The organism is Pedobacter sp. HMWF019 (assembly GCF_003061025.1).
Taxonomy (GTDB): domain Bacteria; phylum Bacteroidota; class Bacteroidia; order Sphingobacteriales; family Sphingobacteriaceae; genus Pedobacter.
Map to the genome: position 1 here is coordinate 1 of NZ_QAIL01000115.1, position 23,734 is coordinate 23,734.

Genomic DNA, 23,734 nt, shown 5'->3' on the forward strand with positions numbered 1-23,734 from the left:
GATTTAGGCTGATGCCGTCTTCTATAGCCTCAAAGCAGTCTCTTTTAAATTTAGAAAGTAAAATGACTTTATTATAATTATGGAAACTGTCTACAATTTCATCTGCAAGTCTTACAAAGCCATAAATAGAATAAATAGGTTGGCGAAGTCTTTCGTTTAAAAAATAGATACCTAATGAAAAACTTGTACTGTAACGCTTGGTAATCATTTCGCTGCATTGTGCTGATAACTTGTCAAATATTTCTTTCATAATTATTGATTTAGGTACTTTATAAGTTGTTGTGCTGCTACATTTCCGGAAATGATTGACGGGGGAACACCAGGGCCGGGTACGGTAAGCTGCCCGGCATAAAAAAGGTTGCTTATTTTTTTGTTTTTTAAGGAAGGTTTTAGATTTGCGGTTTGCATCAGGGTATTGGCCAATCCATAAGCATTTCCTTTATAAGAATTATAATCAGCAATGAAATCACTTACACAATAACTCTTTTTATAATCCAGGTGTTCCCGTATGGAAGTTCCTGTATATGCTTCCAGTCTATCCATAATCAACCGGAAATATCGCTCCCGGACTGTTTCAGGATCTTTTACATCTGGGGCAAGCGGCATTAAAATGAACAGGTTCTCGTGGCCCTTTGGTGCAACTGTAGGATCAGTGATACTTGGGCAGCACACATAGAACAGGGGGTTTGAAGGCCATTGTGCATCTTTATATATTTCGTGAGAATGTTGTTTTAAATCTTCGTCAAAGAATAGGGTATGATGGTTTAAGCGATCTACTTTTGTATTTACTCCAAGGTAGAAGATGAGACAGGAGGGCGCAAGGATTCTGTTTTTCCAATATTGCTCTGAATAATTTCTGTGCGGCTGGCTGAGCAATTTTTCTTCTATATGATGGTAATCGGCTGCAGCAATAACACCATCATAGACTTTGGCACCCTTTTCATAACTCAGTTTTACAATGTGTTTTCCTTCTACCTCTAGTGCGGTTACAGCTGTACCGGTGTGAAATTGGACGCCTTGCTTTTCTGCAACAGTTTTCATAGCCTGAATCACTTTTCCAAAACCACCCTTTGGATACCAGGTGCCTAGTTTTAGGCCAGCATAGTTCATCAAACTGTATAAAGCAGGTGTATCTTCAGGCATAGCACCAAGAAACAACACCGGGAATTCCATCAATGCGATAAGTCTGGGATCTTTGAAGTGTTTTTTTACATGTGAACTGAAAGAAGTAAATACCTGCAATTTAAACAGGCCTTTGATGAAGTCTATGTCTGCAAATTCAAATATAGATAGCCCTGGTTTATAGACTAGTTTTTCCATGCCTATTTTATATTTATATTCTGCTTCGGCCAAAAATTTCTTCAAATTTTCTGCGCTTCCGCTTTCAATAGATTCAAATAACTGACACAATTCCTCAAAATTGGCAGGAATATTCAATACATCGGTAGTACTGAAAACAACACTGAAACCTGGATCTAGTAATTGTAGTTCATAGAAATCTTCTGCTTTATAACCGAAATCATTGAAAAACTTTTCAAATACTTCGGACATCCAATACCAGCTTGGCCCCATGTCGAAAACGTAGCCATTATCTGTTATAAGTTGGCGGGCCCTGCCTCCGATTTCGGCGTTTTTTTCGTAAACATCTACATGGTAACCTTGTTTTGCCAGGTAAGCTGCAGCGCTTATTCCGGCAAAACCAGAACCTATAACAGCAATTTGTAAGGTTTTTTGAGTTAAATTATTTAGCATCCAGGATGTTGATTTATTATGTTGTGTTAAATCAAATGTTTATTAATACAAATATATACTAATATAGTTTAGATTTGTACTATTGTGCAGTGTATCCTATAACTAAATTTGAGATTAGAAGGAAAATAAAGCATTAATGGTATTGTAATGTATTTAAAGACAGTCTTATTAATGATGAAAAACAATCTGCGAAGCAAGCATGAGTATTAAAAATAACATAGAAAATACGAATAATTAATAATCCAATGAAAATACTGCTAACGGGTTCAACCGGTTATATTGCTCAACGTTTGCTTCCGGTTTTACTTGAGCACAAGCATCAGGTAGTTTGTTGTGTCCGGAATAGAAATCGCTTTGATACAGAAAAATTTGCAGAATTTGATTTGGAAGTAATTGAGGTGGATTTTTTGAAAAAAGAAAGCCTTGCTCATATACCTGCAGATATAGATGTGGCATACTACCTTATGCACTCTATGTCGTCTGAAAAAAATGACTTTTCTCAGGCGGAACTGTTAACCGCAATTAATTTTAAGCATTCTGTAGAGCAGACGAATGCAAAACAAGTTGTTTTTTTAAGCGGAATCGTTAACAGTGAAAATTTGTCTAAACATTTACTTTCCCGTCTAAATGTAGAAGAAACGTTAAAATCGGATGGTTATGCGCTAACGACTTTACGAGGAGGTATTATTGTAGGCTCTGGGAGTGCCAGCTTTGAAATTATCAGGGATATTATAGAAAAGCTTCCAGTAATGATTGCACCAAAGTGGCTTAACACACGTTGCCAGCCAATTGGTATTCGTGATGTGCTGCATTTTCTTGAAGGAGTTTTAATGAAAGATTATGCTTTAAATAAGGCTTTTGATATCGGGGGGCCAGAGGTCATTACCTATAAAAATATGCTTCTGCGGTTTGCTAAAGTTAGAGGTCTTAAACGCAAGATCTTTATTGTTCCTGTAATGACTCCAAAACTATCTTCCTACTGGCTTTATTTCGTGACTTCCACATCTTATCCATTAGCAAGTAATTTAGTGGAGAGTATGAAGGTTGATGTTATAGCTAAGCCCAATCAGCTACAGGAAAAATTAGGCATTGAAACCATGACCTATGAAGAGTCAATAAGACTGGCATTTGGAAAAATTGAGCAAAATCAGGTGATATCCAGTTGGAGGGATGCTATGAATAATGATGCTTATCCAGATAGATTTAAAAAACTGATTGAGGTTCCTCAGGAAGGATGTTTTAAAGATGTGCGTTCCATGAAAGTAGATGATCCTGAAAGAGTACTACATAACATCTGGTCTATCGGGGGGGCAACAGGCTGGTATTATGCAAACTGGCTTTGGGACATCAGGGGGTTTTTAGATAAACTGTTTGGTGGCGTAGGCCTCCAAAGGGGAAGAACAAATTCTGACCGCCTGTCTGCAGGGAGTGTAATTGATTTTTGGAGGGTGATTCTTGCGGATAGACAAAATCGTAGGTTGTTGTTGTACGCAGAAATGAAGTTGCCTGGAGAGGCCTGGTTGGAATTTAAAATAGATAAGGAAGACATATTTATACAAACCGCGACTTTTCGTCCGCTAGGCATAGCAGGCAGATTATACTGGTATTCTGTTTTGCCCTTTCATGCTTTTATTTTTAAGGGAATGCTGAAGAATATAGCTCGCTATAATCAATTAAAAAAAACATTGAACGATGAAAATTTAAATATACCCTAATCTGTACATTCTATGAAAAAGATACTCGCCTTTGCTAACACCGCCGCTTTAATTCTCACTATTTTGGTCAATTATATTTCAAATGCCGGAATGCTGAATGGCAATACCATGAAAAAGATTTCTGATAAATATTTCAATTATTTTACCCCGGCAGGTTATGCCTTTTCCATATGGGGACTTATTTATCTTGGTTTATTGAGTTTCGTCTTTTATTCTGTGCGCAGTCTTGCTAAAAATAAGGACGAGAACTCGGTACTTTTGAAGATTGGGTGGTGGTTTGTACTTTCCTGTTGTGCAAATTCTCTTTGGGTGGTTGCTTGGCTGTCTGACTATACAGGTTCTTCGGTTCTCTTAATGGGGGTTTTATTGATCTGTCTGCTAAAAATTATTGTGAATACACGTATGGAACTGGATGCTCATCCTTTTAAGATGTACCTTTTTGTATTTTGGCCATTTGCGTTATATTCCGGATGGATTTCTGTTGCCTTAATTGCTAACATTGCAGCTTTCCTTACCAAAATACATTGGAGCGGCTGGGGAATTTCCAGTGTTACCTGGACGATGATTATGATCTGTGTCGCGGGACTGATTAATATATTCATGATCAGGGTGCGCAATCTTCGAGAATATGGAATAGTTGGGATTTGGGCACTTGTAGCCATTGCTGTGTCTAATAAGCATGCAAGTGGCAGTATAGGTGTTGTCTATACTTGCTACACCGTGGCAACTGTTTTATTGATTTTTATAGTAATTAGTGGTCTGAAAAATCGGAACAGTTCGTTGGAAAAGATGTAAGGACGGGTTATGATTATCAGAGGTTTTACTAGAAAAGAAAGGTCATTCTCATGAAGATGACCTTCCTTTTTTAAATGGATAAAAAGTCATCCTCCAGATCCAATACGAAATCTTCATCACGCAGATGAGTTACTTCCATGGATTTCTCATAGTTGGTTGATTTCTTGGAGAAAAAATCATGCTGTGTAGTCTCCAGATTTAAACCGTTCAATACAATAGGGTTCACCTCCTTAACTTCGAATATTTCTTCAAAACCGAGGTTCATAAGTGCTTTATTGGCATTGTATCGTACATATTCTTTTACCTCTGCGGTAAGCCCTATATCCGTATAAACCTCTTCGGTATATTTAAGCTCGTTTTCGTAGAGTTCATGCAACAGATTGATCAGTCTGTCTTTTACTTTTTCCGGGTTTGGAAGAGTCTTATAAATATCTTGTGCCAGAAGACCGACAAATACACCATGTATGGATTCGTCGGCTACAATTTTTTTGATGATGTCTGCACTGGCCACCATTTCACCCTGTCCACACAACCATAGCGGCATAAAAAATCCACTATAGAATAAAAACGATTCCAGCAATACGGAAGCACCCAGTGCCATATAGAGGTCTTCTGTATTAACTTGCTTTTTATCAAGACTGCGGTAGTATTGATCTATCGTAGCAGCCTTAAATTGTAAGTGTTTGTTGGAATGGACCCAGTCAAACAATTCATTGATTTCCTGAGTGGTGGTTACCGTTGTAAAAATAGTGGAATAGGATTTGGCGTGGATCGCTTCCATCATGCACATAAAAGAAAGTACGGCTTTATTTTGAAGGGAATCAATATGGTCAAGAATCTTAGGCATGCCGGTATGGCTCTGTAAAGTGTCCAGTAAGGTTAGGCCACCCAGAGCTTTTTTGTAGGCTTCCTGGATTTCGGGACTCAGGCCTTTCCAGCTATCAATGTCTTTAGAAGGAATGTACTCGGTATCTACCCAGAACTGCCTGATGTTTTGTTCCCAGAACATAGCGGTATAATCATTTTCTGGTGTGTTCCAGTTTACGGCTTTAAATTGTGTCATTGTATATTGGGATTAAACTGAACAGGAAATGCATTCATCAATAGATGCTTTGCGTGTTCGGGTATAGTATAATGATTTAAGTCCCGCTTTGTGGGCATATATATAATATTTAGCCAGATCACGGGTATTGTCTTTTGTATTGGTATGCAGTATGGTGGAGATGCCCTGGTCTACATGACGCTGTATAACGGATACCAGACGAAGAACATTTTTCTGATCCATATCATAAGCCGATTTATAGAAAAAATAATTGTCGTTATCCAGATAAGGCATAGGATAATAAGTGGTGCTGTCTCCGTACTCTCTTACTTCTATGGTGTCTACAACAGGCATAACTGAGGCTGTTGCATTCATGATATAAGAGGTGCTTTGATTTGGTGCGATGGCCATGCGGTAGGCATGGTATACGCCGTATTGTTGAACATCAGTTTTCAATTGCTCCCATTCAGTTTTGCCAGGAATGGTCATTCCCTGAAACAGGAGCTTGATCTTTTCTGTTATGGGATGGAACTCTGAATGGGTATATTTTTCAAAGTAACGACCATTCGCATAGTCCGATTTGTCAAACCCTTCAAAGCTTTGCCCTTTCTCCCGGGCAATTTCCATCGATGCTTTTAAGGAGTAAAAGTTAACCATCATAAAGAACACATTGCAGAAATCAAGCGCTTCTTTACTTTCGTACATGATGTAATTTTTGGCCAGATAACCGTGCAGGTTCATGGCACCAAGACCTACACTATGAAGTTCTTTATTTGCTTTTTGTACGCTTGGCACCATTTCAATATTAGTCATATCTGAAACCACAGTAAGCGAACGCATAGCGGTCTCTACGGTTTCTTTGATTCTTTTATTTTCCATTACCGTAGCAATGTTCAAAGAACCCAGATTACAGGAAATACCATAACGGATCTGATCTTCTTTACCATAAATATTGATATCGGAGACATCAGATATTTGCATAATTTCGGTACATAGATTGGAGAATTTAACGTTACCAAGATCTTGCAAGGCATGCTCTTTGTTCGCATTTCCTTTAAAGAACAGGTAGGGATAGCCACTTTCTTTTTGTGTCTGTGCAATTTTAACCATCAGATGGCGTGCATTGACCTTTTTCTTTCTGACTTTTGGGTTGCTGATCAACTCGTCATACATTTTATCCATATCCATTTCATCCAGATAGATGCCATATTGTTGGAAAACGGTATGCGGATAGAAAAGGTAACATATGCCATCCTGAGCAGCAAGATCCATAAATTTGTCTGGGATCACAACGCCGATAGACAGGGATTTAATCCTTACTTTTTCGTCAATATTGATTTTCTTACAATCCAAAAATTCTTCTATGTCAATATGGAAAATATTAAGGTATACAGCGCCGGCACCTGGTCTTTGTCCAAGTTGATTGGCATAAGAGAAGGTGTCCTCGAGTATTTTCATAACAGGAAGGATTCCGCTTGAGCGTCCGTCTACGCCTTTAATCGATTCTCCCCGTCCACGGATTTTTGATACATTAAAGGATACCCCGCCGCCTATAGAGGAGAGTTTCATGGCCGAGTCTATCGCATACCCAATACCATTAATATTGTCACCAATTTCGTCTAAAAAGCAGGATACGAGTTCTCCTGAGCGTTTTTTGCCGGCATTTAGAAAAGTAGGCGTGGCAGGTTGATATTCCTGGTCGATGAGGATTTCAGCATATTTTAAAGCTTGATCTATTTTGCCCTGTGCAAGAAATAAAGAAACAGCCACTACACGATCCTCATATCTTTCCAGAAATTTTTCTCCGGAATCGTCGCGCAGCGCGTAACTTTGAAAGAATTTAAAAGCACTCATGAAAGACTGAAAGCGGAATTTTTTTGCGTAGACAAATTCATATACGCGCTCGAGTTCTTCAAAAGTATATTGTTCATAAAAATTGATGTAATAATTATTTTCGATCAGATAGTCGATCTTTTCCTTTAACGTGTAAAAGAATACAGTGTTTTTATTGATATAATCCAGAAAATAGGATCTCACTGCATCTTTATCTTTGTCAAGACTAAATTCGTCGTCTTTTTTTATCATGATCTCGTTATTGAGCAAGATCCATTTCTTTGTTATCATATGTCTTGGTTTAGGAGATGAATTAATTTTTGAACGTCTGGTTGCGTACCGGAGAGTTCAAATTGCAGCAGGATGGGCAAGTGATAGGCCGCTGCAATCTTTTCTGCTGCTTTGGCAAAGTTAGCGCCCCAATTTCTGTTGCCGCTTGAAGATACCGTCATGATGTATTTCGCATGACGTTTTAAGAAATCAACAGTTCTTTCTGGCACTTCACCTATTTGAGTGGTATAGGTAACCAGATGTCCGGGCTTTTTAATTTCTAAATCGTCTGTAATGCGTACAATATCCCATCCAGTTACTACTTTTATTTTGTTTACAAAACGTTCTACATTGCCTGTTTTACTGTCGTAATAAATTAGTGGAGCCATCACATTACCGTATTTAAATTGCGGTTAAAGCAGATAATTCCTCTGGTTTAAAACCAATGATCCTTTGTATTTCTTCTTCTTTTTCCAGTACGATAACCGTTGGTACCGAGTGTACTTTATATTTTACAGCTGTTTCCGGTTGATCAAACGGGTTGATCGTTTCGTAATGAATACCTTTTTGATTGAGGTATTGAGATACCATTGTGCATGGCGCACAATCATTCTTTTCAAATTTCAAGATTCTTTTCATCGTAGACTGTTTAAATTATCAAATGCCCTTTCCGGAACTCTTTCAAATCTCTTTCTTTTGTTAAGAATCTTTCTAAATAGTTGTCCACATTACTCAGTCAATCATTCAAAATTTCTGATAAATTCGATCAAAAAAAAATATAAGATATTAGATTACTGGGTAAAAGAAACATAAACCGATGTTAAAAACTTTTAGTCATCTCCAACCAGGAACTATTGCTTTGGTAATCTTCTATTACCTGGTTGGAATTGTTAAAACCTTGAAGCGTGACCAGAGCCGAAACTTCCTGTTGCACAGTGGTGATAGCGTTTTTAATCAGATCTTCTCTAAAACCTTTGTCCTGCATTTCAAGTACATACGATATGCAGATGATGCGTGCAATAATCTTTCCCAAATCAACGAGTTTTCGTTGTGGCAGGTTCTCTTCTATCTCAAAAGATAATGTCTTCCGGAAGTGTTCACCTGCTCTTTGTGTAAGTGGAAAGTCTTCAAGAAATTCAATCAAATTCCGGAGTTTATGCTTCTTCATCATTTTTCCTGTCGTTTCTGCAATCTGGGCATAGAGCATTTCATTAGATCCTTCAAAAATTTGAAAAGGTCGGCTGTCCATAATTCCACGTCCACCAATATGGGAAGTACGGTAACCATTTGCTCCTGATAGCTGGACCAGCAGGTGGGCGCATTCCTGCATTAAATCTGTGACCACTGTTTTCATGGCATTTGCTTCCATGCCTTCGGCGGCAAGATTGTGGTTAATTCCGCTGATCTGACTGCTGCGTACGCACATCGCAGAGCAGATGGTATAGGCGGCCTGCATTCTGGATAGCTGGAACTGGATATTGTCCAGGGCGATGAGTTTGCTGTTGCCTATATTTCTTTGCTGGCAGTGAGCCAGTGCTTCATCCAACATTCTTTTGATAAAGCCCATACCCATTCCGGGAAACTGCATTCTGCTCCGGTGTAAGATGTCCAGCATCATCTTGATACCAGTAGTTTCGGGCTGCAGTTTGTAATTGGAGGGTACATGAATGTCTAGTTGATTTAGTCCGTAGGGAATCATATAAAGCCCTGGGTTGTCGTAATATTGTTCCACAACAATCTGTTGCCCGGCTTTGGTCCTGTCACAAAGAAAAAAATCAATGTCTCTAGATAAATCTCCGTTGTCTTTTTGGTTTCGTGATGCGATCAGCCAATAATCTGCCATACCAGTGAGTCCTTGCCAATGCTTTGTTCCTTTGATATGATATCCGTCAGTACTTGTTTTGTTGGTGGTTTTCATATTCAGAGCGTCACTTCCAAAATCTGGTTCAGTGATCATTAATCCACCCATATTTTGTTGTTCAAGAAAACGTTTAAAGATTTCAGGTCGAAGGGATGGATCTGCATATTTGGCAACTGGTTCTAAAAACAGTGCAATATTGATTCCGAATGTAAGGGATAGGGGAAGGGATTCATAGGAGGCTGCGGCAAGGATGCCCAGGCATTCTCGGACTTGACATCCGCGACCGCCATAGATTTCGGGTATCGCTGCTGCAAGTGGTCTTTCCGCCATGATCTCCTCCAATACGTTTTTGGGGAGGCCTCTTTCCAGACTGATCTGATCAATATTATATTTCTCTCTGAAGATGTATTTGAGGCGTAATTCAAAATCGTGTATGTATTCCGGAATCATCTATTTCGTAAATCTAGGTTCAGGCCAAACTTACGAATATTATTAAGAATCTTTCTAAATAATTTACTAAGGTTAAATAACCTCAGTAAATTATTTGAATTGATTTTTATTTCATGCTATCATGAATTTTATTAATCATATCCAGGTGGGATTGAACTATAGGCGTTACTTTGGTAGCAAAGGCCTTAAGATCTGCATCTTTTCCATCTTTAGCTTCGTCCTGCATTAATTTAAGCGTGGACTTGTGGCCATCTATCATCGTCTGAACATAATCTTTATCGAAATCAGCACCTGATTTTTTGTTCAGTTCGTCCATTTTTTTCTGATGGTCTGCATCTAAAGTACCAGGTAAGGTGATGTTTTTCATTTTTGCAATTGCTTTTAATTCTTCATTCGCCTGGCCGTGATCTTTGACCATCATTGTTGCAAATTCTTTGATTTTAGCATTGCTGCTTTTACTTAAAGCTAATTTTCCAAGTTCTACTTCTGCCATACCTCCCGCTGCTGCTTTTGTTGTAAATTCAGCGTCTGATTGATCAACGGCGATTCCACCAGTAGCTGCCGCGTTTGAGGTTGTATCTTTTACTTTGTTTAAACTGTCGGCGGTATCTTTGGCATCGTGATTGCCATTCCCGCATCCCTGAAATGCAAATGCAGCTGCAGAGAAGGATAATAGATAAAATAATTTTTTCATAGATTTAAGATTTTGTTTCTCTCTTAACAAATGAAAACAGAAATGGTTTAGATCTGTTTAATGCGTGTACCTTTTTGGTTTGCCTATGTATAAACTGTTTTTGTGCTTCATATTTCTTTTTACCACATTTGTCTGTAATGCACAGTTTAGCGACAGTACGAATTATTATGTCAATTACACTTCTACGGGTTCTTTGAATACGACTAATGATAATCGCTCTTACTTATTAAACAACGCCGTAAAATTAAATATCCGGAAAAAGGGAATGAGTTTAAACTTTAATAACAATTGGGTTTATGGCCAACAGGACAGGGAATTGACTAATAATGATTTTTCCTCTTCACTTGATTTTAACCTTTATAAAAATGCCTCACACTTCTTCTACTGGGGACTAACCAATTACAATACAAGTAAATCTTTAAAGGTAAACAATCAACTCCTTGCTGGCGCGGGAGTAGCTTATAGTATTTATGATAGAGAAAATGCTTATCTTAATTTAAGTAATGGAATTTTATTTGACAGCAGTGATCTGATTGTTGACGACGCTCCTGACGTGTACCATACTTACCGTAATTCTTTGAGGGTAACCTTTAAATTTATAATCCGAAAGGTGATTATCTTGAATAGTTCAACTTACTATCAGGTTTCTCTAAAACAAGGTGATGATTATATCTTTAAAACCAATAATTCCTTATCGCTTAAACTCAATAAATGGCTCAGTTTCACTACTGCTTATAATTTCAACCGTGTATCCAGAACAGATCGACAAAATTCATTACTAAGTTATGGATTGACTTTTGAACGGTATTTTTAAGCTGTCACAGATACAGTTTTTGGCAGATAAGACAATAAAATGTTCGTCTTTTGGTTTTTCCCAAATATTCCTTTTTTAAAGAATGTCCAAAAGGACAGATTTTTCTGGTGTTAACCAGCCAGTGCTTTTTAAGTGTAAAAGCTTTTTTCCATTCCAGAAAATCAAAACTGTATTTCCGGGCTTCTGTGATTAAAAGCTTGAGTTTAGGCAAAGGTATCGCATTTATTTTACTCAGGGGCTGTATGCTTACCCTGTATAGAACCTCATTTTTTATAATATTTCCTACACCTGAGAAAATCTGCTGATCCAGTAAAATATCGCATATCAAAGAATCTGGATGTGACCTTACTTTTTTTAAGGCTCTCTTCGGGTCCCATTCTTCTGCCATTACATCGGCCGACCAATCGTAGCTGAGGTCTGTTTTTCCTTCTATGTATTTTAAAGAACAAGTGTAGAAATTAAGCTCTGCATTTTTGAACAATAGACTGAGCCTTTCGGGAGTGTCTTTACGTTCGTTAATTCTGTAGCTGCCAAACATCATAAAGTGTATCCTAAGGGTGAAATTTTTAAAACAGATCAAAAAATGTTTACCCCAGCTTTTAACTGCGATGACTTGCTGATGCAGCATTCTGTCCTTGTCTATCGTTGTATTTCCACTAACAGCTAAAATTTCTGTTCCTTCCAGATGTAAAGGCTCAATGAGTTCTCTTAATATAACAATTGATGGTCCTTCGGGCATAAAAAAAAGAATTTGTAAAGTAATGAAGAACAGGTTTTTAACGAATAAGTTTTAAGAAAAAAAAGATTTAATTTTATAAACAATCGGCAGTTGCAAAGGTTAGTAGGGTACATCGAACTAAAAAAACAAAAATTATGGCAACTACAACAAAAGCAACAAGCAAAAAAGGATCAAAAGTATCCGGAATGACTGGCAAGATGAAAGATTCTGAATTTCACGAATTTTTTGTTGATGAGTTAAAAGACATTTATTGGGCAGAGAAGCATCTGGTAAAAGCCTTGCCTAAAATGAAAAAAGCAGCAACCAGCCCTGAGTTGGCAGCCGCATTTGACAAACATACTGCAGAGACCCAGACGCATATTGAAACGCTGGAGAAGGTGTTTGAATTATTAGAGGAAAAGCCTGTGGCTAAAAAATGCGATGCCATGGCTGGACTGTTGGAAGAAGCCAATAGTATTATTGAGGATACAGATGAAGGCACCATGATAAGGGATGCCGGTTTAATTCTTGCCGCTCAAAAAGTAGAACATTATGAAATTGGTACCTATGGTACTTTAAGGACGTTTGCAGAATGTATGGGACATACGGAAGTAGTTGACTTACTGCAGCAGACCTTGGATAATGAAAAGGCAACCGATGAAGCTTTGACGCAGGCAGCTGAAGCTTCTATTAACGATGCTGCCGTAGCAGAATAATTATTTATCTAATCCTTATTGAAAAGAGACATCTTTTGATGTCTCTTTTTTTATTTTTTGAAATAATTATTAACAGTTTCAATGAGGAATTGGATATCAAAAGGTTTTGAAATCATTCCGTCGGGCTTGCAATATTTTTCATCCATCTTACCTAGGTCGTGAGAAGCGGAGATCATAATAATGCCTGTATGTGAAGTTTGTGGATTACTTTTGATCTCATGGCAGATTTCCCTGCCGTCACGATCTCCAAGCATTACATCGAGTAAAATAAGTTCCGGCTGAAAACTATCGATCTTATCTGGTACATCGGTGCCGTTAAATATACCGTCTACCTCATAACCTTCTAGATCAAGAATTATGGTCGTAATCTCAACGATATCATGATTGTCATCTACAACAAGTATTTTATTCATCTGATTAAGTTTATTATATTATTCCGGTAGTCCAGGGAGTTTTATTCCTGCAGTTTTTAATTTTGTCATCAGATGTTCCTGAAATATGAATTTAGCGTCGTTAAATCCGTGGGCATTCAGCCATACATTTACCATAACTTTATAGCCGCTCTCTTCCAGTGCAGAAACGCCAATTCTGCTTTTTGGGCTGATAAGTACATCTTTACATTCTTGAACAGCCTGTTGCATGACTGGTTTTAGTGTTTCAAAATCAATGCCATAACCGAATTTTATTTCAATATCGAGTCTTCTGTTCCCAATAGTACTAATGTTGATGATGATCTCGTTGGAAAGCTTACTGTTGGGTACAACTACAGTCCGATTGTCAAATGTAGTTACAATGGTGTAAAAGATCTGTATAGAGCTTACTGTTCCTTCCTGTCCCTGGGCAATAATGTTATCTCCAACCTGGAATGGTTTCAGTAAAAGTATAAGCACACCGCTCGCGAAATTCTGCAGCGTTCCAGACAAAGCCAGTCCGGCGGCTACACCAAAGGCGCCGATGAGTGCAGCAAAAATGGTCATTTGTATTCCTGCAATCTGCATGGCACAAATCACAAGCAATACCCTAAGCATAGTGACCATTAAACTTGTTAGAAACGGCCTTAGCGAGGAGTCTACATCCTTGTGGTGCATGCGGTTAGTCATCCATCTGGAAAGTATTTTGATAAGCCAAAAGCCTATAGCCAATACAAGGATGGCAAATAAAAGATTTGGACCATTTAAAATAATCCAGTCAAAAATCTTATCGTAAAAATCGGTGGTTTTCTTTAAAGGATCTTCTTTCATGAAATTGGATTTAAAAGAGAGCCGTTAAATGATAACGGCTCCTTTAATAAAAACAAATTATACACTCACGAAGAAATAACATGATCTGTGGAAAAAAGTTTTTGATAATAACGGAGCGTATTGCCGATATCAATATCAGGTGAAAATACGCTGCAAGAACGCGTAGAAATACTCGTGTCTCTGTTTAAGCGAATGGAGAAATTTGGATATGAGTATTAACCTTCAATCTATTTAAAATTTAAATCTTATGAAAAAGATCAATTACTTATTAATAGGCCTTGCAATGATCGGATTATTTGCACTGTCCTGCAGTAAAGATGGTGCACAAGGGCCTGAAGGACCAACGGGGCAAACCGGCCAGCAAGGAGCGGTTGGTCCAGCAGGTCCCATTGGTCCTAACGGAAAAGCTGGGAGCGTGATTTATAGCGGAACGACGTTACCTGAGGCCGCACTGGGGGCTGTTGGTGATTATTATCTGAATAGTTCTACGAGCCTGCTTTATGGACCTAAAACTGCGTCTGGATGGGGAACTGCCTTTTCTCTTAAGGGAAGTACGGGCGCAACAGGTGCTAGTGGTGCCGCTGGAGCTACCGGTGCTACCGGAGCAGCAGGAACTCCAGGAAGTAAAATATTAAGTGGTTCTGGTATCCCAGCCGCTTCATTAGGCGCTATTGGAGATTATTATCTGGATAAAATTAATTTTATGCTTTATGGGCCTAAAATTGTATCAGGATGGGGGCCGGCAGTATCTTTACAAGGGCCAGCCGGGACAGCGAATGTATTGTATTCAGGTTGGAACTATGCATCAAATTTTAGGGATACGATAGCCGACAATACAAATATGCATGCCGCAGACTTATCTGCACCTGCATTAAGTGCTGATTATTTGGGAAATGCGGTTTACCAGGTTTACTTTACTTTTGGTGGCGGGGTCTATACTTTACCTTATACCAGTTATGCAGGTGGAAAGTTAAATACTATGTCTTATTTTCCAAGGCTCAAGCATTTTATTATTACACGGTTTACTGCCGATAATTCAAGTGGTTTAAATAGCATAGCATTGTCTACTTTATTGCAATATCGGTATGTTATTATACCAGGGGGAACGAAGTTGATGGCCTCGAAACACATCGATATCAATAATTATGAGGAGGTGAGGAAGTTCTTCAGGATACCTGACTAGTTTGGTTTAGAAAAATAGAAAAAGGGGTAACTACTCTGCAGAGTAGTTACCCCTTTTTCTATTTTTCATTCCGAGCCAAGTCATTGCTTTTAGAAAGCAGTTTTGCGCTTTCTGCCAGGTTGATGAATTCGGTACGATAGCCTTCTTCATCTCTTCCCTTTACCTGCAAAGGTTTCCATTTTACTATCTTTAAGATTACCCATTCCAAAACCGAGGACTGATAAACTGATCCCACTGTTTTTTTCATTGGCCACCAATTTTTCCATATCCTCATCGCTCGAAGCGCCCACATTAAAATCTCCGTCGGTGGCTAATATAATCCGGTTGTTTCCCTGTTTGATGAAATGTTCCCTGGCAATTTGATAGGCCATTTTTATGCCATCTGATGACCAGATGTACTACCCAGTTTTAAGCCGGCTGTACCAGCGTAGGTTACAATAGCAACGTGATCTTCTGGCCTCAGCTGATCTGCCAGCATTTTCATGGAGGCTTTGAACAGCGGAAGCCTGTTAGGGCCTTCCATAGAGCCGGATACATCCAGTAGAAAAACCAGATTAGAAGGAGGCAGCTGTTCTGTTTTAAGTGCTTTTACTTTTAATGCTATGCGCAGTAAGCGGTGTTGTGTATTCCATGGGGCAGAAGATAGTTCAGTATGTATAGCAACAGGATCCTGGTTAACAGGACCTTGAAGATCATAATGAAAATAATTTAACAACTCTTCAGTACGAACCGCATCCTTTGGTGACAATTGGTCCTGGTTGATTAACCTGCGCATGTTGCTGACTGATAACCCATTACCCTGACTTCCTGAAGAGAAGTTTTGGAGGGCTGCAGCCAGATATCGATTGTATTGGACTTTTTTACTTCTATCTGCTGGAATTCGTAACCAATCATGGAAAAGAGCAGTACCACTTTTTCCTCTTTAGTGGTCAAAGAATATTTTCCATTGCGATCCGTTGATGTGCGAATATTTGTACCTTTTACGTAAACAGCGACAGCAGGTATTGGTTTTTTGTCATCTGCACCATATACACTTCCGTGAATGGTACGGGCGGTGCTGTTGAAGGTCGTTGGACCTAAGAGCAGCATGATCAAATAAATAAATCTTTTCATATTATGGATTTTTGCAGGGGGATGCATCCCTTTTAAAATTTCCGTAAACGAATAGAAAAAAAGTATTTTTACAGGAATGAATTGGCTCAAACGCTCTAAAGATACAGATCCGCCCAATGATGCAGCCTTGCTGAAGCTTTATCTGGAAACGGGTGATCTTGCCCCGCTTGGTGAATTGTTTCGTGCCCATTCTTCTATGGTCTATTATGTTTGCTATCGTTATTTGCAAGATAGTGAACAAAGTAAAGATGCGGTGATGCAGATTTTTGAAGAGTTGATTGTTAAAGTGAAAAAACAGGAGATCCGTCAGTTTGGGAGCTGGTTGTATGTACTGAGTAAAAACTATTGTTTAATGCAGTTGCGGTCTTCAAAAAACAGGCAGCATGTGGCTATTGATGATTTTGTGGAATTTCCTTTGAAACCGCATCAGGAAGATTTGGAAGAGAAAGAACGTCAGCTGACAGCCATGGAGAAGTGTCTGGAAAGGCTGCCGGAAAAACAGAAGCAGAGCATCAGTTTGTTTTTTCTTAAAGAAAGGTGTTATAAGGAAATTGTAGATTTTACAGGGTTTAGCTTAAATGATGTTAAAAGCTATATACAGAACGGGAAAAGGAATTTAAAAATTTGCATGGAGAAAAATCGTGAGTAGCCAGGACAACATAGCGTTGATAAGGCAGTATCTGAGAGGAGAGCTGGATGAACGTGCAATGTATGCGTTAGAAAGACGCGCACAGCATGATCCTGAGTTTATGGATTTGATGATGGGGATGGAGCTGGCTGAAGGACGACTACACCAGGATAATTTAACGGAAATTGATCAATTGATTTCCCGGCGTACAGTGGGAGCTAAAACCAGTAAAATGATTTTATGGAAAATACTTGCTGCAGCGGCCTCGTTATTTATAGTGATGGGGATAGCGGTTTTCTGGATGACCGGAACTCAGGAAGTGAAACTTTTCCGGCAGCCTTCTGTTTCTGCAAAAGCACAGCCTGTTTCGCCACCAGATTCTGTAAGAAATCAGCAGCAAGTTCTTACACAAATAACACCTCAGAAATATCAGCAGTCGCTTCGCAGAAATAGTTCTGTTACAAAACGAATCCAATCAAATACTTTATCTCCTAAGGTCGCTGATGTTGAAAATAAGAAAGAAGATTCGCTGTATACAGCGAAGACAAGCCTGGCTGAAGTGGCGGTTGTAGGTTTTACAACTGAGAGGAAAAAATCCGTTACTGCCTCTTCCCAGATCATAATTCCGGGCACGGAGTTAACTCATGCTTTGGAGGGGAAAGTTGCCGGTGTAAGTGTAAAATCTGGCCATTCAGATACGCCTGTATTAATGAAGGGGGTTGTTAAAGATAAACAAGACAATTCTCCTCTGCCTGGCGCAGTAGTCAGGATACGAGGTGCATCATCTATAACAACTGCGACAGATGTCAAAGGTGAGTTTACATTGTCCGTTCCTTCAAAATTAAAAAACAAGGATCTGGTGGTGTCGGCGTTAGGCTATGATCAGGAACAAATAAAGTTCAAAGGCAAGGACAGTTTGGATGTTGCCTTAAGTCCAAGCACAAGCAGTTTAAATGAAGTTGTGGTAGGTTATGGGACGAAAAGGAAAGTCCGTTATCCTGAGCCAGTCATCGGATGGACAGCCTACCAAAAGTATCTTAAGCATGAAGCGATTCTTCCGGATGGTCAGCGAGGGACAGTGAAATTAGAGTTTAATGTAGATGCTCAGGGTAATCCTGTTCATGTGAGGATCAAAAAAGGTTTGTCTGAAAAAAATAATCAAAAAGCGGTGGAGATACTGATGGAAGGTTCAAAATGGACGACTGATCCTCAGGATTCAACACAGGTTATTCGCCTCAAAATTAAATTTCAAAAGTAAGATTGGCTTAGCGTAAGTGCTGAAGTTAGCTTTCAAGCTGTTTTAGCGTGCGGTTTAAACTTCTTACAGAGATTCCCAGATAAGCTGCCATATCTTCTTTAGATAATCGGATTTTTTCTACCTCCTGGAGTTGGAGTAGTTTCGACAAGCCATATTCTACTGTATATAGTTGCTGAAAAGAGGCCCTGCTGCTGGTGTTGGAAATGCGGTCTGTCAATTCAAACAGCAAAAGTTTTGGGATTTCCGGGTCCCGATCAATCAATGAAAGAAAAAAGGGAATAGAGATGGAGTAAGCCGTAACCGGGCTAATGGCTTCAATGGTACACAGACAGTTTTGCTTTTTAATAGCTTCTATTTCTCCAACAATTTCACCTTTCCCAAGAAATTCAAAAAGGTATCTCTTGTCGTTTTTTTCTGTTAGATAGCACTTAACCAGTCCTTCCTGGATGATAAATACTTTTTCTGCTTTACAATCCTGCTCCAGTAACCGTTCTCCCGCAGAGAAAGTTCTCAGGATAATGTCTTCTTTTCTTGGTTGAGCCGCGTAGAGCTGTTCAATAGAGTTTAGTAAACGGATATTGGTTCTTAGCATAATTTCCAGTTGGGACAATTGTCCTTTTTAGCTACAAATTGTAAATTACTTTTGTGCATCTTAACACAAAAGTAATGATCAAAAATCAAATCAATGTGGTCGCCTTCGATGCAGACGACACTCTTTGGGTAAACGAACTCTATTTTCAGGAAGCAGAACATTATTTCTGCCAATTACTGGAAGATTACCTTCCCCAACATGCAGTCTCGCAGGAATTGTTTAAAACTGAAATGAAAAATTTGCCCTTGTATGGATATGGGGTCAAAGGATTTATGCTATGCATGGTAGAGACAATTAGCCGGATTTCAGAAGGGACAGCTAGCTTTTCTTTGGTAAACAGAGCCATAGAATTGGGACAGGAGCTTTTGCAGAAACCGGTAGAGCTTTTAGATGGCGTAACTGAAGTTTTGGAAAGCCTTAAAGGGAATTTTAGATTGGTTGTGGCCACTAAGGGCGATTTGCTGGACCAGGAGAGAAAACTAAAAAAATCTGGACTGCAGGATTATTTTCACCATATTGAAATTATGAGTGATAAACAACCACAGGACTATCAGAAGCTATTGAAACATCTGGACTGTAAGCCTGAAAACTTCCTGATGATTGGTAACTCTATAAAGTCGGATATTTTGCCTGTACTAGAGCTTAGGGGTTTCGCCGCTCATATACCCTATCACACTACCTGGGCTCATGAACAAGTAGAATCGAACCTGGACCATCCCAATTTTATCCAACTTGAGTATCTGAACCAATTATGCACCTTACTTCGGGAAGTGTAGTTTTTTTGCTAAATTCATCCTGGAGTAGCTATAATTTGCTTTTAATATGAAAAACCTATAATGCAAAACAAGAATATTGAATATAAGTCCTTTATCCCCAATCAGGGACTTGAGGATTTTGTAGAAAGCTTTTGGATGCTAACTAATCTCTCCGAAGAAAGGGAAGAAGTGGCTGTTCTGCCAGATGGTAGAGTAGATGTTCTCTTCTCTGTGTCTGAAACAGAACCTTATCATGTTATGCTGATGGGATTGGATACTGCAGCTAGCAAGGGTATCCTTTTACCCGGTGAAAAAATTTATGCACTAAGTTTTAGATTGCTGGCTGTTGAATATGTTCTGGATCTCCATCTTTCGGAACTTCTTGGTCATGTACTTGTCCTTCCTGAAAATTTTTTAGGTGTTTCGGCAAGTGATCTGAAGAGTTTTACGGGTTTCTACAGCAGGGTTTCTGAACAACTGTTACAAAGGCTTAAAAAGCCTGTAAAGGAGAAGAAACGAAAGCTGTTCGAGTTGATCTATGCCTCTAATGGCTCTATGACTGTAAAAGAACTTTCCGAAAAAGTGAACTGGAGCAGCCGGCAAATCAACAGATATTTTAACGACAGGTTTGGACTTTCTCTTAAAACCTATTGCAATATTTTGCGTTTCAGGGCTTCATTTCAGCAAATCAAAGATGGAATTTTTTATCCTCAGCAGGACTTTTCCGATCAGGCTCATTTTATACGGGAAGTAAAAAAATATTCGGGGGTAATACCCAAAGAACTCAATAAAAACAAAAACGACCGATTTATTCAATTTTCGACCTTGCCAAAGAAATAATTTTGTGGTGTAAACAAGATTTATTTTTATGAGCTTACTACAAGATAAACAAATCGCTATTGTGGGTGGAGGCCCGGGCGGGTTAACACTCGCGAGGTTGCTTCAGCTGAATGGTGCTGAGGTAAAAGTATATGAAAGGGATCTGGGGCCTGACGTACGTGTTCAGGGATCAACGCTTGACCTTCATGAGGATTCCGGTTTAAAAGCACTGGAAAGGGCTGGATTAATGGATGCATTTAAGAGAAATTATCGGCCCGGAGCGGATCTGTTGCGTATCGCAGATCAATATGCCAATGTCGTTTACGATCAGCATGAAGAAGTATATGAGGAAGCCTTTGGGAAGGCTCATTTTCGCCCTGAAATTGACCGTGGCCCACTAAGAGATATTTTACTCGGTTCGCTGGAAAATGATACCGTTGTTTGGAATAAATATTTGATCTCCTTGTCAGAGAAAGAAGGAGTTTGGTTGCTGCAATTCAAAGACGGGACAGTTGCCAGTGCAGATATAGTTATTGGTGCAGATGGCGCAAATTCAAAGGTTAGAAAGTTTGTTGCCAACAGCACACCCATTTATTCTGGTGTGACCATGATTGAAGGTACTGTCTATGAAGCGGCTAAAAATGCACCGCTGCTTTGGAAACTGACCAGGGGAGGTAAAGTTTTTGCTCTTGGTAATCACAGAACGTTAATCACCAGTGCCAAAGGAGAAGGTAGTTTGTCGTTCTATACGGGTTGTAAGAAAGAAGAATCCTGGGTTAAGGACAGTGGTATTGATTTTAATGATCATCATCAATTACTAAGTTGGTTTAGAGAGGAATATGCTGGCTGGGATATCATTTGGGAAGAACTTTTTAGCAATAGCCATACTAATTTTATACCACGGCCTCAATATTATATGCCGCTTGATCAAAATTGGATAACGTGTCCAAATATGACAATAATCGGGGATGCTGCCCATGTGATGCCTCCTTATGCCGGAGAAGGTGTTAACATGGCGATGAAGGATGCATTGGAACTCAGTGAATGTTTGACGAGCGAAATTTTTCCGGACCTGCAATCTGCTATAGCGCATTATGAACAGCAAATGCTTGCAAGAGCGTCAGTAGTGACGCAAATGACTTTAGCGTCGACGGCTATGCTGCATGCTGATGATTCAATAAATAATTTGTTGAAAATGTTTAGTGGCGAAGAAGCGGACAGAGAATAAGGAGTTCTGGTCTGTTAAAACAAAAAAAGGATGCTGTTCAGCATCCTTTTTTTGTTGTTTTGCGGAGGAAGAGGGATTCGAACCCTCGGTACCGTTGCCAGTACGACAGTTTAGCAAACTGTTCCTTTCGGCCACTCAGGCATCCCTCCGATTTACTCAGCGTATCCGTGCTGAGGGAGTGCAAATATAGCAATTCATTGATACTTGCAAAAGAAATTTACACATTTTGTAGATAATCTATTCGCACATGATAGATGCTCATTAGCATCGTCTTGAAAATCAACTTTATAGTTTCAAGGTCTTTTAAAGTTAAATCGCAATTATCTAATTGATTTTGTTCCAATTTGTAGTCAATGATACGTTCAACGAGGTCATTTATGCTTTGCGCATCCGGATTTTTCAGACTTCTTGAGGCTGCTTCGACAGAATCTGCGAGCATTAATACTCCTGTTTCTTTAGAAAAAGGAATAGGACCGGGGTATCTGAAAATGTTTTCATCCACAAATTTTTCAGGTGAATTCTTTAAAAAGGACTGATAAAAATAATCTACCCTGGTGTTTCCATGGTGAGTCCTGATAAAATCAATTACACTCTCTGGCAACTGGTGCTTACGCGTAATTTCTATTCCTTTATGAACGTGCTTAATAATGATCTGGGCACTTTGTTCATAAGGGAGTTTATCATGAGGGCTGATCCCGGTATTCTGGTTCTCTATAAAATATTGTGGGTTCTCTATTTTTCCAATGTCATGGTATAAAGCTCCAGCCCGGACCAGTAAAGAATTTCCTCCAATCTTAAAAATTGCCGCTTCGGCAAGATTGGCTACTTGAAGTGAATGTTGAAAAGTTCCAGGTGCTTTGAAAGCCAGTTCCCTCAGTAGTTTATTATTGGTGTTGGTTAGCTCAATCAGAGCCACATCAGAGGTAATTCCAAATACCCTTTCAAAAGCATAGATCAAAGGATAAGCAAGAAGAGATAGCAACACACTTACAATAAAGGGTACAAAATTCATCCATTCAATTTCCTGGAATGAACCCTCTCTTAATAGACCAATGCCTACAAAACAAATAAAATAAGCGGTTAAGATGAATAAAGCGGATAAAAGCAGCTGTTCTCTCTTAATCAGGTTTCTGATACTGTATATGGCTACCATTCCTGCAGTGGTTTGATAAAAAACAAATTCAAAGCTGTTGGGTACAAAGAAACCGGCTATTAAGATCACCAGCAGATGAAGATAAAGCGCCAGTCTGGTATCAAATAGGATCCGAATAATAATAGGAACAATACAGAATGGGATATAATAAAGGCTTGGCAGGTTCAGTTTAATTGCCCAGGTCAGCGCCAGGAGCATCGTGGTGATCACCAGTAGCAATAAAGACAATTGCCTGTTATCTGCAAAAATATCCTTCCTGAACATGAACAGAAATACCATTTGTAAAGTCAATGCGAAGCCTACCAATAGAATCTGCCCCAGGTAAACCAGCCTGCTGTCACCTATGGTTTTAGTTTGTGCCTCGTAAGTTGCTTTAAACGATTGTAGCTTTTGATAAGTATCTTCATCAATCACGTTGTTTCTGGCAATGATCAGTTCTCCTTTCTGTACCATTCCGTGAGTAGTAGACAGGCTGTTCACTGTGCTGTTTTGCACAATGGTCGTGAGTTTTTCGTCAAAGACTAAATTGGGTTGCAGGTGGTCTTCCACCAGGTTTTCTATTGCCTCCTTAATTTTTATATTGGGTGCTTTAAAATTGCTTTTAAAGTAGTCTAGTGCAGATTGTACTGTGAAAAGATCCTGAGTGCTTACTGGCCTGGTTACATTATTATTTAGAAGGGAGATGTCGTAATTTTTTCCATTGCCCTGATGTTTCGGGTTAAGGGAAATGATCCCCTTCGTATAAATAGCTTTTAGCAAGTTGTAGGAAGACGTTTTGTACGTTTGTTTTTCTTTTTCTGGAAAAGAATTGGCTTGCCATTTTACATCAAACTCGTTTAAATATGCTTCCTGTACACCGTTAAATAAATCATTATTATATCTGTAAATAGGCAAAACATTTTCCAATGCATCTTTTTTATCAATAATCACCTGGGGCAAGGTCTTCAGGATAGCAAAACTAAATGGAGAGACCAGGTCTTTGTTCAACCATACTTTACCTTTCTCAAATTCGTATCTGAACCGCGGCTGTTTGGGTAGAAAGTAGGTAATGATCAATACTGTCAGTACCATCATAATATATTTAATATTAGATGAATACTTCCT

General features: G+C 39.0%; 26 protein-coding genes and 1 tRNA gene. 10 read left to right on the forward strand and 17 right to left on the reverse strand.

Features of this window, described 5'->3' with window-relative positions; all coding sequences use genetic code 11:
• Window positions 1–250: squalene/phytoene synthase family protein (locus DBR11_RS07060; protein WP_158275234.1), on the reverse strand; the 250-nt coding region annotated here is incomplete at its 3' end.
• A gap of 2 nt (window positions 251–252) precedes the next feature.
• The gene (locus DBR11_RS07065) at window positions 253–1,752 is read right to left on the reverse strand and encodes an NAD(P)/FAD-dependent oxidoreductase (protein WP_108550995.1); all 1,500 of its coding nucleotides are present in this window, start codon (window positions 1,750–1,752) and stop codon (window positions 253–255) included.
• A gap of 245 nt (window positions 1,753–1,997) precedes the next feature.
• Here DBR11_RS07065 and DBR11_RS07070 point away from each other — a divergent pair, with 245 nt between their 5' ends.
• Together DBR11_RS07070 and DBR11_RS07075 are read left to right on the forward strand one after the other, a co-directional pair.
• On the forward strand, window positions 1,998–3,467 hold the full coding sequence (locus DBR11_RS07070; RefSeq protein WP_108550997.1) for an SDR family oxidoreductase: 1,470 nt from the start codon (window positions 1,998–2,000) through the stop codon (window positions 3,465–3,467).
• Window positions 3,468–3,479: 12 nt separating this feature from the next.
• The gene (locus DBR11_RS07075) at window positions 3,480–4,262 is read left to right on the forward strand and encodes a hypothetical protein (protein WP_108550999.1); all 783 of its coding nucleotides are present in this window, start codon (window positions 3,480–3,482) and stop codon (window positions 4,260–4,262) included.
• 70 nt (window positions 4,263–4,332) lie between these two features.
• Here DBR11_RS07075 and nrdF read toward each other — a convergent pair whose 3' ends face one another.
• The 6 genes from nrdF to DBR11_RS07105 form a co-directional block, all read right to left on the reverse strand.
• A complete protein-coding gene (gene nrdF / locus DBR11_RS07080) occupies window positions 4,333–5,325 on the reverse strand; it encodes a class 1b ribonucleoside-diphosphate reductase subunit beta (protein ID WP_108551001.1) in 993 nt (330 codons plus the stop codon).
• A gap of 12 nt (window positions 5,326–5,337) precedes the next feature.
• Window positions 5,338–7,428 carry a class 1b ribonucleoside-diphosphate reductase subunit alpha gene (gene nrdE, locus DBR11_RS07085; protein WP_108551003.1) on the reverse strand — a complete coding sequence of 697 codons (2,091 nt, stop codon included), beginning with the start codon at window positions 7,426–7,428 and terminating at the stop codon, window positions 5,338–5,340.
• Complete coding sequence (gene nrdI / locus DBR11_RS07090) at window positions 7,425–7,796, reverse strand: class Ib ribonucleoside-diphosphate reductase assembly flavoprotein NrdI (RefSeq protein ID WP_108551005.1); 372 nt, start codon at window positions 7,794–7,796, stop codon at window positions 7,425–7,427. Before nrdI ends, nrdE begins: the two co-directional genes overlap by 4 nt.
• A 13-nt stretch (window positions 7,797–7,809) precedes the next feature.
• A complete protein-coding gene (locus DBR11_RS07095; RefSeq protein ID WP_108551007.1) occupies window positions 7,810–8,046 on the reverse strand; it encodes a glutaredoxin domain-containing protein in 237 nt (78 codons plus the stop codon).
• Window positions 8,047–8,227: 181 nt separating this feature from the next.
• Window positions 8,228–9,718: an acyl-CoA dehydrogenase family protein gene (locus tag DBR11_RS07100; RefSeq protein WP_108551009.1), complete on the reverse strand. Its 1,491-nt coding sequence runs from the start codon at window positions 9,716–9,718 to the stop codon at window positions 8,228–8,230.
• A 106-nt stretch (window positions 9,719–9,824) separates the two neighbouring features.
• Window positions 9,825–10,412: a DUF4142 domain-containing protein gene (locus DBR11_RS07105; protein WP_108551011.1), complete on the reverse strand. Its 588-nt coding sequence runs from the start codon at window positions 10,410–10,412 to the stop codon at window positions 9,825–9,827.
• Window positions 10,413–10,497: 85 nt separating this feature from the next.
• Here DBR11_RS07105 and DBR11_RS07110 point away from each other — a divergent pair, with 85 nt between their 5' ends.
• Window positions 10,498–11,226: a DUF481 domain-containing protein gene (locus tag DBR11_RS07110; RefSeq protein WP_108551013.1), complete on the forward strand. Its 729-nt coding sequence runs from the start codon at window positions 10,498–10,500 to the stop codon at window positions 11,224–11,226.
• A gap of 4 nt (window positions 11,227–11,230) precedes the next feature.
• Here DBR11_RS07110 and DBR11_RS07115 read toward each other — a convergent pair whose 3' ends face one another.
• Entirely contained in the window at window positions 11,231–11,965 is a 735-nt protein-coding gene (locus DBR11_RS07115) for a DNA-formamidopyrimidine glycosylase family protein (protein ID WP_108551015.1), read from the reverse strand.
• Window positions 11,966–12,099: 134 nt separating this feature from the next.
• Between DBR11_RS07115 and DBR11_RS07120 the strand changes: the two genes are divergently transcribed.
• Complete coding sequence (locus DBR11_RS07120) at window positions 12,100–12,660, forward strand: ferritin-like domain-containing protein (RefSeq protein ID WP_108551017.1); 561 nt, start codon at window positions 12,100–12,102, stop codon at window positions 12,658–12,660.
• A 50-nt stretch (window positions 12,661–12,710) separates the two neighbouring features.
• Here the strand turns inward: DBR11_RS07120 and DBR11_RS07125 are convergent, their stop codons facing one another.
• A complete protein-coding gene (locus DBR11_RS07125) occupies window positions 12,711–13,073 on the reverse strand; it encodes a response regulator transcription factor (RefSeq protein WP_108551019.1) in 363 nt (120 codons plus the stop codon).
• Window positions 13,074–13,091: 18 nt separating this feature from the next.
• Window positions 13,092–13,901 (reverse strand): mechanosensitive ion channel family protein, encoded by an 810-nt coding sequence (locus tag DBR11_RS07130; protein WP_108551021.1) that lies wholly within the window; start codon window positions 13,899–13,901, stop codon window positions 13,092–13,094.
• A 247-nt stretch (window positions 13,902–14,148) separates the two neighbouring features.
• Here DBR11_RS07130 and DBR11_RS07135 point away from each other — a divergent pair, with 247 nt between their 5' ends.
• Window positions 14,149–15,084 (forward strand): collagen-like protein, encoded by a 936-nt coding sequence (locus DBR11_RS07135; RefSeq protein ID WP_108551023.1) that lies wholly within the window; start codon window positions 14,149–14,151, stop codon window positions 15,082–15,084.
• Window positions 15,085–15,230: 146 nt separating this feature from the next.
• Here the strand turns inward: DBR11_RS07135 and DBR11_RS30520 are convergent, their stop codons facing one another.
• The 3 genes from DBR11_RS30520 to DBR11_RS07145 are packed head-to-tail and all read right to left on the reverse strand — an operon-like array spanning window position 15,231 to window position 16,197.
• Window positions 15,231–15,455, reverse strand: a complete 225-nt coding sequence (locus DBR11_RS30520; RefSeq protein WP_199233783.1) for a VWA domain-containing protein — start codon at window positions 15,453–15,455, stop codon at window positions 15,231–15,233.
• Window positions 15,456–15,457: 2 nt separating this feature from the next.
• Window positions 15,458–15,964 carry a VWA domain-containing protein gene (locus DBR11_RS30095; protein WP_369974422.1) on the reverse strand — a complete coding sequence of 169 codons (507 nt, stop codon included), beginning with the start codon at window positions 15,962–15,964 and terminating at the stop codon, window positions 15,458–15,460.
• Window positions 15,847–16,197, reverse strand: a complete 351-nt coding sequence (locus tag DBR11_RS07145) for a carboxypeptidase-like regulatory domain-containing protein (RefSeq protein ID WP_158275235.1) — start codon at window positions 16,195–16,197, stop codon at window positions 15,847–15,849. The genes DBR11_RS30095 and DBR11_RS07145 overlap by 118 nt, the downstream gene beginning before the upstream one ends.
• A gap of 76 nt (window positions 16,198–16,273) precedes the next feature.
• On the opposite strand from DBR11_RS07145, the gene DBR11_RS07150 reads away from it, so the two are divergent.
• Both DBR11_RS07150 and DBR11_RS07155 read left to right on the forward strand, forming a co-directional pair.
• Complete coding sequence (locus DBR11_RS07150) at window positions 16,274–16,846, forward strand: RNA polymerase sigma factor (RefSeq protein ID WP_108551027.1); 573 nt, start codon at window positions 16,274–16,276, stop codon at window positions 16,844–16,846.
• The gene (locus DBR11_RS07155) at window positions 16,839–18,083 is read left to right on the forward strand and encodes a carboxypeptidase-like regulatory domain-containing protein (RefSeq protein WP_108551029.1); all 1,245 of its coding nucleotides are present in this window, start codon (window positions 16,839–16,841) and stop codon (window positions 18,081–18,083) included. Before DBR11_RS07150 ends, DBR11_RS07155 begins: the two co-directional genes overlap by 8 nt.
• A 25-nt stretch (window positions 18,084–18,108) precedes the next feature.
• Here DBR11_RS07155 and DBR11_RS07160 read toward each other — a convergent pair whose 3' ends face one another.
• Window positions 18,109–18,675, reverse strand: a complete 567-nt coding sequence (locus DBR11_RS07160; RefSeq protein WP_108551031.1) for a Crp/Fnr family transcriptional regulator — start codon at window positions 18,673–18,675, stop codon at window positions 18,109–18,111.
• Between the two features lie 74 nt (window positions 18,676–18,749).
• Here DBR11_RS07160 and DBR11_RS07165 point away from each other — a divergent pair, with 74 nt between their 5' ends.
• The 3 genes from DBR11_RS07165 to DBR11_RS07175 are packed head-to-tail and all read left to right on the forward strand — an operon-like array spanning window position 18,750 to window position 21,477.
• Window positions 18,750–19,451: an HAD family hydrolase gene (locus DBR11_RS07165; protein ID WP_233260678.1), complete on the forward strand. Its 702-nt coding sequence runs from the start codon at window positions 18,750–18,752 to the stop codon at window positions 19,449–19,451.
• A gap of 60 nt (window positions 19,452–19,511) precedes the next feature.
• Complete coding sequence (locus DBR11_RS07170; RefSeq protein WP_108551033.1) at window positions 19,512–20,270, forward strand: AraC family transcriptional regulator; 759 nt, start codon at window positions 19,512–19,514, stop codon at window positions 20,268–20,270.
• A gap of 28 nt (window positions 20,271–20,298) precedes the next feature.
• Window positions 20,299–21,477 carry an NAD(P)/FAD-dependent oxidoreductase gene (locus tag DBR11_RS07175; RefSeq protein ID WP_108551035.1) on the forward strand — a complete coding sequence of 393 codons (1,179 nt, stop codon included), beginning with the start codon at window positions 20,299–20,301 and terminating at the stop codon, window positions 21,475–21,477.
• A gap of 62 nt (window positions 21,478–21,539) precedes the next feature.
• On the opposite strand, the gene DBR11_RS07180 is transcribed toward DBR11_RS07175, so the two are convergent.
• Together DBR11_RS07180 and DBR11_RS07185 are read right to left on the reverse strand one after the other, a co-directional pair.
• Window positions 21,540–21,626: transfer RNA gene (locus tag DBR11_RS07180), tRNA-Ser, on the reverse strand.
• Between the two features lie 68 nt (window positions 21,627–21,694).
• On the reverse strand, window positions 21,695–23,701 hold the full coding sequence (locus DBR11_RS07185; RefSeq protein WP_108551064.1) for an HD family phosphohydrolase: 2,007 nt from the start codon (window positions 23,699–23,701) through the stop codon (window positions 21,695–21,697).
• Window positions 23,702–23,734: the final 33 nt, after the last annotated feature.